The 13,325-nt window shown below is 38.3% G+C and carries 15 protein-coding genes; all 15 read right to left on the reverse strand.

Annotated elements, in window-relative coordinates:
- Positions 1 to 68: 68 nt before the first annotated feature.
- Positions 69 to 1,439 (reverse strand): two-component system histidine kinase PnpS, encoded by a 1,371-nt coding sequence (gene pnpS / locus TTE_RS07800; RefSeq protein ID WP_011025856.1) that lies wholly within the window; start codon positions 1,437 to 1,439, stop codon positions 69 to 71.
- A complete protein-coding gene (locus TTE_RS07805; RefSeq protein ID WP_009610360.1) occupies positions 1,432 to 2,154 on the reverse strand; it encodes a response regulator transcription factor in 723 nt (240 codons plus the stop codon). The genes pnpS and TTE_RS07805 overlap by 8 nt, the downstream gene beginning before the upstream one ends.
- Positions 2,155 to 2,175: 21 nt before the next feature.
- Entirely contained in the window at positions 2,176 to 2,652 is a 477-nt protein-coding gene (nrdR, locus tag TTE_RS07810) for a transcriptional regulator NrdR (protein ID WP_011025857.1), read from the reverse strand.
- A 58-nt stretch (positions 2,653 to 2,710) separates the two neighbouring features.
- Entirely contained in the window at positions 2,711 to 2,962 is a 252-nt protein-coding gene (locus TTE_RS07815; protein WP_011025858.1) for a YlmC/YmxH family sporulation protein, read from the reverse strand.
- A gap of 69 nt (positions 2,963 to 3,031) precedes the next feature.
- Positions 3,032 to 3,808 (reverse strand): RNA polymerase sporulation sigma factor SigG, encoded by a 777-nt coding sequence (gene sigG, locus TTE_RS07820; RefSeq protein WP_031313941.1) that lies wholly within the window; start codon positions 3,806 to 3,808, stop codon positions 3,032 to 3,034.
- 72 nt (positions 3,809 to 3,880) lie between these two features.
- A complete protein-coding gene (gene sigE / locus TTE_RS07825) occupies positions 3,881 to 4,606 on the reverse strand; it encodes an RNA polymerase sporulation sigma factor SigE (RefSeq protein WP_011025860.1) in 726 nt (241 codons plus the stop codon).
- Positions 4,607 to 4,620: 14 nt separating this feature from the next.
- Complete coding sequence (spoIIGA, locus tag TTE_RS07830; RefSeq protein WP_031313939.1) at positions 4,621 to 5,433, reverse strand: sigma-E processing peptidase SpoIIGA; 813 nt, start codon at positions 5,431 to 5,433, stop codon at positions 4,621 to 4,623.
- 174 nt (positions 5,434 to 5,607) lie between these two features.
- Positions 5,608 to 6,681 carry a cell division protein FtsZ gene (gene ftsZ, locus TTE_RS07835; RefSeq protein ID WP_011025862.1) on the reverse strand — a complete coding sequence of 358 codons (1,074 nt, stop codon included), beginning with the start codon at positions 6,679 to 6,681 and terminating at the stop codon, positions 5,608 to 5,610.
- A 14-nt stretch (positions 6,682 to 6,695) separates the two neighbouring features.
- Positions 6,696 to 7,922, reverse strand: coding sequence for a cell division protein FtsA (gene ftsA / locus TTE_RS07840; protein ID WP_011025863.1), 1,227 nt, complete (start codon positions 7,920 to 7,922; stop codon positions 6,696 to 6,698).
- 24 nt (positions 7,923 to 7,946) lie between these two features.
- Positions 7,947 to 8,291 carry a small basic family protein gene (locus tag TTE_RS07845; protein ID WP_011025864.1) on the reverse strand — a complete coding sequence of 115 codons (345 nt, stop codon included), beginning with the start codon at positions 8,289 to 8,291 and terminating at the stop codon, positions 7,947 to 7,949.
- Positions 8,291 to 9,019, reverse strand: coding sequence for a DUF881 domain-containing protein (locus TTE_RS07850; RefSeq protein WP_011025865.1), 729 nt, complete (start codon positions 9,017 to 9,019; stop codon positions 8,291 to 8,293). Before TTE_RS07850 ends, TTE_RS07845 begins: the two co-directional genes overlap by 1 nt.
- A 15-nt stretch (positions 9,020 to 9,034) precedes the next feature.
- Entirely contained in the window at positions 9,035 to 9,733 is a 699-nt protein-coding gene (locus TTE_RS07855; protein ID WP_011025866.1) for a cell division protein FtsQ/DivIB, read from the reverse strand.
- Between the two features lie 56 nt (positions 9,734 to 9,789).
- Positions 9,790 to 11,043, reverse strand: coding sequence for a UDP-N-acetylglucosamine 1-carboxyvinyltransferase (murA, locus tag TTE_RS07860; RefSeq protein WP_009611123.1), 1,254 nt, complete (start codon positions 11,041 to 11,043; stop codon positions 9,790 to 9,792).
- Between the two features lie 73 nt (positions 11,044 to 11,116).
- Entirely contained in the window at positions 11,117 to 12,211 is a 1,095-nt protein-coding gene (gene murG / locus TTE_RS07865) for an undecaprenyldiphospho-muramoylpentapeptide beta-N-acetylglucosaminyltransferase (protein ID WP_009611121.1), read from the reverse strand.
- Between the two features lie 6 nt (positions 12,212 to 12,217).
- A complete protein-coding gene (gene spoVE, locus TTE_RS07870; protein ID WP_011025867.1) occupies positions 12,218 to 13,324 on the reverse strand; it encodes a stage V sporulation protein E in 1,107 nt (368 codons plus the stop codon).
- Position 13,325: the final 1 nt, after the last annotated feature.

A 13,325-nucleotide genomic window follows, 5' to 3' on the forward strand; every position in this document is an offset into this window, starting at 1 on the left:
TCCACACTTTTTTGATTTTGTACAAGTCAATTGTAACAGTTTAGTGTAAAGTCTGTATTAAGACAATGTTAAGTTTTTGTTAAATCCTTTCTGTTAAACCTTATAGTAAACTTTGTCCCTTTGCCGACTTCGCTCTCAACACTTATTTCGCCTTTCATCGATTCTACAATATGCTTAACAATTGCAAGTCCAAGCCCTGTACCTCCAAGCTTTCTCGAGCGACTTTTATCCACTCTGTAAAATCTCTCAAAAAGCCTCGGAATCTTATCCTTTGGTATCCCAATCCCGTTATCTTCAACTTCTATAATTATTTTCTCCCCTTCTAATCTAGTACTCACCTTAACAAAGCCGCCTTCTTGTGTATATTTTATCCCGTTATCTATAAGGTTAATCATCATCTGGTGGAATCGATCCCTGTTTGCAATTATAGTCAAATTTCCACAATTTAAGTCCCTTTTTAATGTTATGCTTTTATCTTTTGCAGCTTTTTCCATTATATAGAGGATGTCCTCAATCTCCTTATCCATTTCTATCTTTTCTACGGGGTATCCTTCTTTCACATTTTCAATCTCAGAAAGAGTCAAAATGTCATTTATCAGTCTTGTAAGCCTTTCAGCTTCAAAGTCAATTATATCTAGAAATTTTTCTCTTGCCTCTGGGTTTTCAATGGCACCACTCCTCAGAGTTTCAATAAAACCCCTTATTGAGGTCAAAGGAGTTCTGAGTTCATGAGACACATTTGCTACAAATTCGCTTCTTATCTTTTCCAATTTCCTCATCTCAGTGATGTCGTCAATTACCAGAACAAAACCTAAATTCACATGGGAAACAGGGTGTAAGATGGGGCTTATATAGACTTTGAGGTGCTTGTTGAAAAAGTTAAGTTCAAGGCTTTTCGAAGAAAGGACTTTGTTCTTCCTCAACGTTTCAAAAACCTCATACAATTTGCTGCTCCTTATGACTTCAAAGACGCGCCTTCCCGTCAAATCTTTCTCTTCAATCCCCAAAATTTTTTTTGCCGAATCGTTCATCATTAATATCCTTTCTGCATTATCAAATGCTATAACTCCATTGGCAATGCTCTTTAAAATAGCTTCTAGTGTAGCATTTCTATCGTTTAATTCCTCGATGGTCTCTCTTAACTTGTGAGACATAGAGCTCACTGCAAAGTACAGTTCCCTTATCTCGTCAATCGAATTATCTTTTATGCCGTGGTGATATATACCGTTGGCAATGTCTTTCGTTACTTCTGTAATTTCCTGAAGGGGGTCAATTATTCGCCGTAAAAACCTGTAACTTAAAACAAAAGAGATAAAAAGGGCAATTCCTACACCTATGAGCAAATTTTCAATTGAGACTTTGCCCCAAAAAAATAAAGCCAATGTCAAAATCCCTATGAGGTTTATAAAAAATAACCTATAATAAGATTTCCTAAGCATCTTCTTCACCTTTGTCTTCACTCAAGTCTCTGAGTTTGTAACCTATCCCTCGCACAGTCTCAATATAGACAGGCGCCTTGTCGTCATCTTCTATCTTCTTTCTCAAATGCCTTATGTGAACGTCAACAGTCCTCGTTTCACCAGCGTATTCGTATCCCCACACCTTGTCCAGCAAATAGTCTCTCGTCAGCACTTTCCCTTTATTTTGAGAGAGGAGCTTTAAAAGCTCAAATTCTTTCAAAGTCAGATCCAGCGCCTTTCCTTTCTTGTACACTACATGCTTTCCAGTATCTATCACTATATCCCCAAACTTTATTATTTCTTCTTTTTCTTCCTCTACCTGCTGCGTTCGCCGAAGAACCGCCTTTATTCTAGCTAAAAGCTCTCTCACACTAAAAGGTTTAGTAATGTAATCATCAGCTCCCAGTTCTAGTCCCAATACCTTATCAAATTCTTCACTTCTTGCAGTCAGCATTATTATTGGAATGTTCTTAGTATCCTCATTTTTCTTCAGCACTTTGCATATCTCTAACCCATCCATATCAGGTAACATCAAATCTAGTATCAGCAGATCCGGCTTTTCTTCCAAAGCTTTCTCCAAACCTTCTTTCCCATTTTCCGAAGCCATGACTTTATATCCTGCAGCCTCTAGATTATATCTCAATAGCTCTAAGATATGGATCTCATCTTCTATCACCAGGACAGTATAAGGCATTTTTACCCCTCCAAATAGGCTTTACTCCTTCTGTTTTTTCTCCTCATTCTCTTTAAGAAGTTTTTTTAGCTCATCCATAAAAGTGTTTATATCCTTAAATTGCCTGTAGACAGACGCAAACCTCACATAAGCCACCTCATCTACGCTCTTTAACTTTTCCATCACCATTTCTCCAATCTCAGCAGAGGTAATTTCCCTAACCATTGAATTTACTATCTTCCTGTCAATTTCATCAGTGATTTCTTCCAGCACTTTTATAGGAACAGGCCTCTTTTCACAGGCTTTTATCATCCCTCTTAATATCTTTTCTTTGTCGTAAAGCTCTCTGCGGTTATCTTTTTTAATCACAAGTATAGGAAGTTGCTCTACCTTCTCATAGGTAGTAAATCTCTTGCCACATTTAAGACATTCTCTTCTTCTCCTTATAGCGGTATTGTCGTCTGTAGGCCGTGAATCTATCACCCTCGAATCAGGATAACCACAGTACGGACATTTCATGACTGTACCTCCAAAAATTCATCGTTTAATAAAATTATAATAAACTTGAGTTTGTTAGTCAAACTGAACCATTGGCACTCCTAAAATCCACTAATATTACATCTGAACCAATCTTTTTTATCGCTGCCCAAGGCAGATATATTTCAGCTTCTTTGCTAAAAAACCTGAAAAAACCTGTTTCTTTTGGGAGAATTATGCCTTCTATTTTACCTTCTTCTAAGTTTACGTCTATATCAATTATATTTCCTAGTTTTTCGCCCGTATTTATGTCAATCACTTCTTTATCCCTCAAATCAGACGCTTTTATCATTTTCCTCTCCCCTTTTCACTTTCTTTTCTCTCATTATATGAAAAAATCTAGCTTATCATTCCTGATAAGCTAGATGTACTTTCTCATATGATTTAATGCAGCTTTTTCCAGGCGAGAAACCTGCGCTTGTGAAATCCCTATCTCTTTTGCGACTTCCATCTGCGTTTTTCCTTCAAAAAATCTCATTGTAAGTATCATCTTTTCTCTCTCATTTAACTTCTCTAAGGCTTCTTTTAAAGCAATTTTCTCAAGCCATACCTCGTCTACATTTTTATCATCACTTACCTGATCCATCACATATATGGCATCTCCACCATCGTGATATATAGGCTCAAACAAAGAAACCGGCTCCTGTATAGCGTCCAGTGCCATCACTACTTCTTCGCTTGGAAGGTCTAACTCTTTAGCAATTTCTCCAACTGTCGGTTCTTTGGAATTCTCAGAAACGAGTTTATCCCTCACTTGAAGTGCTTTATAAGCTATGTCTCTCAAAGAACGACTTACCCTTATAGGAGTATTATCTCTTAAATATCTCCTTATCTCTCCTATTATCATCGGAACAGCGTAAGTAGAAAACTTCACATTTTGATCTAAATCGAAATTGTCAATGGCTTTAATAAGGCCTATGCATCCCACTTGAAAAAGGTCATCCACAGACTCTCCCCTATTGTTAAATCTCTGTATAACGCTTAAAACAAGCCTTAAGTTGCTGTTTATAAACTCTTCCCTTGCCTTTTTATCGCCATTTTTCATCCTGATGAGAAGTTCCCTCTGTTTAGAGGGCTTTAAAACAGGCAATTTAGAGGTGTTTACTCCTGAAATTTCTACTTTATTATTGTTATTCATAGCCAATCCTGCCTCCAACCGCTAAGCTCATTTACAGTATTGCCGGCAGGATTGGAAAATATACTGTAAAATTTATACTAACCTGTTCATTTCTTTCTTTAGTCTTTTTAAAATTTTCTTTTCAAGCCTAGAAATGTAAGACTGAGAAATCCCTAGCATATCTGCTACTTCTTTTTGAGTTTTTTCCGTACCGCCCTCCAATCCAAATCTCAACCTGATTATCTTCTTTTCTCTGTCAGGAAGCTTCTTTAAGGCAGAGGTCAAAAGCTCTCTTTCAACCTCGTCCTCAATGTACTTATACACTGTTTCGTTGTCAGTGCCTAAAATATCTGAGAGCAAAAGTTCATTTCCGTCCCAGTCAACATTTAAAGGCTCATCAAAAGAAACCTCCAGCCTTGTCTTATTATTCCGCCTTAAATACATCAAAATTTCATTTTCAATGCAGCGAGAAGCATATGTGGCCAATTTTATCTTTTTCCTGGGATTAAAAGTATTTATAGCCTTTATGAGTCCTATAGTGCCGATTGATATTAAATCCTCAATTCCCACTCCTGTATTCTCAAATTTTTTTGCTATATAAACTACCAGCCGCAAATTCCTCTCAATTAAAATGCTTTTTGCCTCGTTATCTCCCTTTTCCATTTTTGATATTAAATAACTTTCCTCTTCCACAGAAAGGGGAGGAGGCAAAGCTTCACTTCCGCCTATGTAGTATACCTCTTCTGCAAGGTCCAAAAAGTCTAGAAGTTTTCTCCATATCAATAGCAATTCTATTTTTAATTTTGTTTTAAGTTTCACCAAAAACACCTCCATCAACCCATAATTTCGGGGTTTAACAATGCAAACTCCATTTTGTCTGTAGAAATACCAAGCATGACGTCTTTAATTTCTTTTCCGTTAATTATCAATCTGTCAGGCCTTATGCCAAGCAATAATCCTTTTGTTCCCACACCAGAAAAAGGTATAATTCCTATTCTAGAATGCCATTTCTCATCTTTTATAATTTCCAAAACTTTTCCAAAATCAATTTTTCCCTCTGCTACAAATTCCTCTAAATCATAGGGCAAAAGACTTTTTACTGAAGAATAAGCTACGACAACCACAGGCAGGTTAGAAAGCGGGTCAAAAAGCTTATTTCCTGTATCCACAAAACCATAGGTTTTCACTTTTTTCCCAAATATTTCTATATAAATCTCGTACTTCATCTTGTCCTGTTTTGCTTTTTTTACTACATAATCCCAGTTAAGAAAAAGGAGCAATGCCGCAAATCCAATTCCTACTGGAAGAGCAGTTTCTCTTCCTTTCACAGCATATAAGAGTGCAAAAATTGTACCTCCCATCGCAAAGGAAACTAAATAAAAAACTGATAAGATTCTAAAAAATTCTTTTAATGTTTCTGGGCTAAACGCCATATATATTATTAAGAGGGATAAAAGGAACTTAGCCAAAAATTCTCTAAAAAAACTGTAAGGCGTCAAAAAGAAAATCAGCACATATCCTGCCCCTATAAAAGCCCCCAACAGCAATTTAAAAGGAGTTGAATACTTTCTAGAAAATCTTTGCGTAAGAGAAAGAATGACATAATTGATGAGCAAATTTTCCAGAAAAAGTATATCAAGATACATCAATTTTCCTCCCCGGGGACATTCTCGGTCCTTATACAATTTATATTCTCATTTTCTCATTTTATTCTTAATTATATCTCAAAAACGCCCTTTAGTTTGTAATATTTTGGAATGAATTTAAGGTAATTTTTGTAGAAATTTTGCAAAAAAAATCTGCAAAGTTGCCTTTGCAGATTACCGCCTTCCACGCCTTAAGAAGGTAGGAATATCTAAGTCATCATTATCTAGAATATCTTCTAGCTTCACATCCACCCCTTTAACCTCTTTCTTTTTTGGCTCCTCTTTAGCTTTGCTGTTTTTCTCAAAGCCTGTCGCAATGACAGTGATGCGTATCTGGTCCTCTAGTGCTTCATCAATTACAGCGCCAAAAATTATGTTGGCATCTGGATCTGCAGCTTCATAAATGAAGTTGGCTGCCTCGTTCACCTCAAAGATTGTAAGATTAGGGCCGCCCGCAATGTTGAGCAAAATCCCCTTGGAGCCCTCAATAGAAGTCTCCAGCAAAGGACTGTGTATTGCCTGTTTAGCCGCTTCTGTGGCTTTATTCTCTCCGGAAGCTATTCCTATCCCCATATGAGCAAGTCCAGTATTTACCATTATAGTCTTTACATCGGCAAAATCCACATTCACAAGCCCCGGGACAGCTATTAAATCAGAAATTCCCTGAACGCCCTGCCTTAAAACGTCATCTGCCAGCTTAAAAGCATCTAGCATAGATGTCTTCTTCTCCACTACCTGTAATAATCTATCATTAGGGATCGTTATGAGTGCATCTACGTACTTCTTTAAATCTTCTATTCCCATCTCTGCCTGCGCCATTCTCTTCCTTCCTTCAAAAGTGAAGGGTTTAGTCACAACGCCTACAGTTAAAATACCAAGTTCCTTTGCAATTTCAGCTACAACTGGAGCTGCTCCTGTACCTGTGCCGCCTCCCATGCCCGCTGTTATGAATATCATGTCAGCACCTTTTATCGCTCTTTCGATCTCTTCCCTCGACTCTTCTGCCGCTTTTTTACCAATTTCAGGATTGGCACCAGCCCCCAGACCTTTTGTCAATTTTTCTCCTATCTGGATTTTAGTTTCAGCTTTTGACAAAGAAAGAGCTTGCTTGTCTGTATTGATGGCTATAAATTCCACACCTTTAACTCCCGCTTCAACCATGCGGTTTACAGCATTTCCTCCGCCACCGCCAACTCCTATCACCTTAATAGCAGCAAACTGTTGTACATCAGTCTCCAATCCTATCACACAAAACCCTCCTCTTACGCCCAAAAATCACTAAAAATTTCTTTTAACTTATCTAACAACCGAGAATTTTTCTTTTCCTTTTTGTCAGTGGATGTACTCGGATACATAAATCTCCTGTTGTTATATACATATTTTACCACTCCAACCCCTGCTGAGTAAATAGGGGTAGCCACTCCAATGTTTTGCGGGGAACCAATTCTCACATTTCTGTCAAATATTTTCTGAGCAAGCTCTACACTCCCTTTTAAAAAGGAAATACCTCCTCCTGTAATGACTACATTAGTCACAATGTCTTCTAAAACCCCAGCCTCTTCTAAGCGTTCATATACAAGAGTTAAGAGTTCTGACACCCTTGCCTCTATTATGTCAGCAATTTCATTTATATCGGTGGTAGTCTTTGACTTGCCTGCTAAACTGGCAATTTTTATGGGTTCTAATCTGTCTGGATCCACTTTTTCCAAAGTGCCGTATTTTTTCTTTATATTTTCGGCTTCTTCAAAGGAAATCTTTAATCCAACCGAAAGGTCATTGGTTATATGCCATCCCCCAACCGCTATCATAGAAGAATAAATGAGTCCGCCATTTTTAAAAACAGATATATCTGTAACCCCTGCCCCAACGTCAATAAGTGCAACTCCCAATTCTTTTTCATCCTTTAAAAGAACAGCTTCAGAAGTAGCAAGAGGCCCTACGATAATGCCATCTATTTCCAAGCCTGCTTTTCTTACACACTTTTCCATATTCTGTATAGCAGTGACACTCCCTGTCACCACAGCCGCGTTTACTTCCAACCGTATTCCTGACATTCCAACTGGGTCTTTTATCTCCCCATATCCATCCACTATGTACTCCAAAGGAATCACATCTATGATCTGTTTATCCGAAGGAAGGGCTATTATCTTAGCAGCCTGCAATACCCTCTCCACATCCTGTCTTGTTATTTCTCTGTCTTCTCTTGAAACTGCTACTACTCCATTATTCTTGTATATAGTAGTAAGTCCACCGTATATTTTCAAGTACACAGATGAAATTTTTCTATTAGCCATTCTTTCAGCCTGTTCTACAGATTTCTGGATTGAGTAGGCAGTTTCATCTATATCCACTATAATGCCCTTTTTCACACCAGTAGAAGGATAATACCCTATGCCCACTATATGAAGTTCTCCCGTCTTATCCCCTTCCCCAATGATTGTGCATACCTTAGACGTGCCAATGTCCAAACCTACTATCAAATCTCCCATTTGAAAATCCTCCTTAAAAGCCCACTACCTTCGCCGCATCCTGTCTATCAAATACCTTCTTATGTAGGCAAAGTTTGAGAAAAGCCTGCTTCCAAACACAAACACAGCTGCTAGATAGATAGGAACTCCCAAAACATCTCCAATATACGCGAGCCCTCCAGCTAAAATTATATTGCCAAAAAATCCTGTGATAAAAATTAGGTTGTCAAACTTTTCTTCAAAACTTGCCCTTATCCCTCCAAAGACCGAATCCAAAGCTGCAAGAATTGCCACAGAAAGGTAAGGAGCATAGCTAAAAGGTATGTTAATGGGAAGTACAAAACCTATTATAAGTCCAAGCAACAAGCTCAAAGCTATTATATATGCCATTACTTCTTCTCTCCCTCAACCAATGGTTTCGCATATCTAAATTTCAATACGCCATCGTACTTTTTTATGACTATCTTGTCTGACTTCTTTATATTTACTTCTATTCCCCATGTAGCTAGGCTATCTACAACTCCGCCTTTCAATTTCAAGGCTGCTTCTAAAGTATCAGGGTCTCCTATAGCCTTTATCACATATGGAGCAGCAAATCGCACAGAATTTACTACCACAGTAGGTCCAACACATCTTATCTCTGAAGTTGCAATGAGCCTCTGGTCATTTAAAGAAATGGCTTCAGCTCCTGCTGCTCTTAACTCATTTACAATCCTCAATAAGTCCTCATCATGCACTAAAAACAAATTCGGGTCCTGTCCAGGTGGAACAGGCTGCTTGCTGTCATTTACCGTGACAATGACCCCTGGTCCCTGAAGGTCTGTAAGCCCAGCCAGCTCTTTGTACTTTTCAACTTCACTCTTTAAAGTCTGTGTAATCACACTGTTTTTAGAAGCCGAGTCCTCATACGCATTTATTTTGGCTTCCAATTCGCTTATTTGTTTCAACAAGGCTTCTTTCTCAGATTGCAATTGCTTTAATTGAGTAGCAAGCTCCTCTGCCCTCTGAGCTGTCACAACTCCACCTTTTTTTACAATCTTAAATTGTGTAGAAAGCATTATGCCCAACACAAGAGAAACCAGCGCAATCGATATATATATACTAAAACCTTTTTTCATACGTACCCCCATCCTCTATTGCATAAATACGGCATTGCCATCTCCTATAATTTCTATCTTACCACTTTTGTAACCCTTTTTAAGCAAATCCTTTAATATTAATTCGGCAAACTTAAAGGAATAATTAACATCAGCAGGATTTTTGAGAAAAATATTTATTCCCTGCTTTGAAAGAAGTTCTACCTCATCCTCTTTTATATACCTGAGGGCATAATAATTACTTTTACTCTCAATCAAACCTAGCACTTCGCTGAGAAGAGTTTTATCAAAATTGCCATTTAACTTTTTCCCTATCTGATATCTTTCCACCTTAATTCCCTCGATCAATAGAAGGCCAGGTGTGAAACTTCCCTTTTCTACAATTACGCCCTCTTTGTCTATCTTCAAATAATCGCTTTTGTACCTGACTTGAGCAACCACACGCCTTTCTTCGACAAAAATTTCTACTCTGTTTGGATAAAGAATTTTAACTTTACATTCTTTTATATAAGGATTTTCTAGGAGGTTTTTCTCCACCTGCTTTGGGTTGACTTTAAAAATATTAGTCCCTGCCTGTATTTTTGAAATCTCTTTAATATCATTATAAGACAAAATTTGATTGCCTACAACTTTTATAGACTTTATTTTGAAATAATTTGTGTGAAAGGCAAAAACATAACTCAAAACTGCCAAAATTAAAAGGAAGAAAATTACTCTAAAGGCTCTTTTGTTCATAGTTTTCACCTGCTTGTACCTTTTTCCGCTAATATGTAAAACAGCATGACGCTGTTTTACATAATTCTGACAATATCTGCTCCCACGCTCTTTAAAGCCTTTTCTAAAGATTCGTATCCTCTATCTATGTGTTCTGCTCCTTCTACAACAGTAGTCCCTTCAGCACCCAATCCAGCTATTACAAGAGCTACTCCTCCCCTTAGGTCTTTTGCCAAAACTTTCGCCCCTGTTATTTTGTCTACTCCTCTTATTACCGCTACTCTTCCTTCCACTTTTATGTCAGCTCCCATTCTCACCAGTTCTTCTGTGTATTTAAATCTATTGTCAAAGATAGTCTCTGTGACTATTGAAGTGCCTTCAGCAATAGAAAGCACAGAAACTATCTGGGGCTGCAAATCCGTAGGAAATCCAGGGTAAGGCAAGGTCACAATCATATCCACAGCTTTTGGCCTTTTATTGCAGGTAATTTTTATATAGTCATTTCCTGTTTTTAATTCACAACCTGTTTCTTTAAGTTTAGAAATTAAGGGCTCTAAATGCTCTTTTAAAGCTTTTACAACAGTCAGTTCTCCTCTTGTCATTGCCGCAGCACAAAGGTAAGTACCAGCAACAATTCTATCCGGAATTATAGTGTACTCGGTATCATGAAGTTTTTTCACTCCCTCAATCACAATAGTGTTTGTTCCTGCTCCAGTAATTCTAGCTCCCATGGAGTTTAAGAAATTCTGCAAATCTTCTATCTCCGGCTCTTTAGCCGCATTTCTTATAACAGTTATCCCATCAGCCAATGTAGCTGCTAACATTATGTTCTCTGTAGCTCCAACACTTGGAAGGTCTAAGTGAATCTCATTTCCCCTAACCCTTACCCCTTTACATCTTATATACCCGTAAGACTCTTCAATCTCGACCCCCAGTTTTTTTAAGCCTTTAAGATGCAAATCTATTGGCCTGTGACCTATATCGCACCCTCCAGGAAAACTTATAAAAGCTTTTTTGTTTCGGGCAATTAAGGCTCCCATCAGAAAAATGGAAGACCGCATGGTTCTCATCAAATTGTCTGGAATTTCGCTGTCTTTTACATCTCTCGCATCTACTACGATGTCTCTCCCGCTAAAACTTACTTTGCAGCCTATGTGCTCAAGAATCTCAATCATGGAATCTACATCCTTGAGCCTAGGGCAGTTGTGAATGACAGAAACTCCTTCATTTAAAATAGTAGCGGCAAGAATTGGCAGAATAGAATTTTTAGCCCCATGTACCTCTACTTCGCCATAAAGCCTCTTCCCTCCATTTATCTTGAATTTCCCCATCTTATCCCCCCTAAAAAATTCCCGCTTACACCCATATACTATGCATGGATAAGATGGGGTGTTACATATATTATTAAGTTATGGTTTTAACGAGTTGGTATATCTTGTAAGATGCATCTGTCCTGCTCATACTTTTAGCTTTTTCTCTCATTTCATTAAGGAGGGAAGGCTCACTTAAAAGATATTCAATCTTTTCATAAAGCTTTTTGGCATCAAGGTCCTTTTCTAAAATCACATGGAAAGCTCCTTGCCTCTCTAAAAGGCGAGCATTATACTCCTGATGGTTGTTTGCAACGTAAGGAGATGGAATCAAAATCGATGGAACTCCCACTGCTGTAATTTCTGAAAGGGTTATAGCCCCTGCCCTGCAAATCATTATATCTGCTGCAGCATACACATACTGCATTTCATGGCTATATGGAACTATTTTCACTGAATCGTCCAAAACCACATTTTCTTTTTTAACTTTTTCCAACACTTTATCGTAGTTAGAAGAACCAGTTATTATAAGTACCTGAAACTTTCTATCCTTTATCTTTAACAATTCCACCATGGTGGAATTGATTTTTTCTGCTCCTCTGCTTCCTCCAACAGAAACCACCAAAGGCTTGGACATAGAAAAGCCCAGCTTTTCTCTCCCCTCTTCTTTTTTTACTCTCAAAAGCTCCTCTCTTATAGGGTTACCTGTAACCACTACTTTTTTAGCTTTTTTGAAATACTTAACAGAATCTTCAAAACTGACAGCTACTATATCTACAAAAGGCGAAAGCAATCTATTAGTAAGTCCTGGAAAAGCATTCTGTTCGTGGATCAAAGTTGGTATTCTTTTTATCACTGCTGCCATCAAAACAGGCCCACATACATAGCCCCCTGTTCCGATCACCACATGGGGCTTGAAGTCTTTCAAAATTTTATTAGCCTGTTTAAAACCAGTAAAGGCCTTGTACACAGTCTTTAAAGTATCGAAAGATAGCTTTCTTTTAAAGCCTTGAACTTCTATGGTGACTAGCTCAAAGCCTTCCCGCGGCACCAGTTCTTTCTCCAAGCCCTTTTCTGTTCCCACAAATAGTATTTGGGCATCCTGTTCATTTTTTAAAATTTCCTTAGCTATAGCTACAGCCGGGTAAATATGCCCCCCTGTGCCTCCTCCTGCAAACAGATACCTCAAATGTCATCAGCTCCTATCTAAATTTGCATGTCTCGATATATTCAAAAGTATCCCAACTCCAGCCATCATGATGAGCGTAGAAGTACCTCCATAGCTTATAAAAGGCAGAGAAACTCCTGTGGGCGGCATGGATGAGGTAACAACTGCTACATTAATAAAAGCCTGAATTCCGATTAAACTGGTAATACCCGTAGCTAAAAGGCATCCAAACATGTCTGGCGCTTTAGCTGCTACCCTCAAACCTCTTAAAATTATGTACAAGAACATGAGAAGAATAGTCACTGTACCCACAAGCCCAAGTTCCTCACCAATTATGGAAAATATAAAGTCATTATGAGGCATTGGAAGGTACATGAGCTTCTGACGACTGTTCCCAAGTCCTACACCAAAAAGTCCGCCAGAGCCTAAGGCATAAAGTGATTGAACTATCTGGTAGCCAGACTTCTGTATGTCCTGCCACGGATTTAAAAAGGTTAAAACTCTTTCCCTCACATATTTGAAGGAAGAGATAACTAAAACTGCAACCCCTAATCCTGTACCAAGAAGAATTCCCATGTAGGATAGCTTAGCTCCTGCTACAAAAAGCATCACAACTGACACAATAAATATTATGCCTGCAGTACTGAAATTTGGCTGAAGCATTATCAGCCCAAAAAATACCCCTGCCAATCCCAAGACGGGAATTACTCCTTTTTTTAAGCTCTTTGCATATTCAGGATGTTTGTCAAAGTACTTCGCCAGATATATTATAAGAGCATATTTAGCAATTTCAGAGGGCTGAACAGTAAAATTACCTACTCCTATCCACCTCGTAGCATTGTACCTTTCAACTCCAATTCCTGGGATTAAAACCAGTACAAGCAGTACTATTGAAATCACAAGAAAAGCCCCTGCCCACCTTTTAAACCAAAGGTAATCTACATTCATTGTAAAAACCATGGCAAAAAAGCCTAATATTGCCCATACCAGCTGCCTCTTGAGGAAATAATAGGGGTCGTTGTACATGTACTCGGCAGTAGCAGCACTTGCACTAAAAACCATTACCACCCCTATTGCCACTAAAATCATCACCACAAGCAAAATTCCGTAATCCACAGGGGGCTTTTTCTTCATC

It is taken from the genome of Caldanaerobacter subterraneus subsp. tengcongensis MB4 (genome assembly GCF_000007085.1).
Lineage (GTDB): Bacteria > Bacillota > Thermoanaerobacteria > Thermoanaerobacterales > Thermoanaerobacteraceae > Thermoanaerobacter > Thermoanaerobacter subterraneus.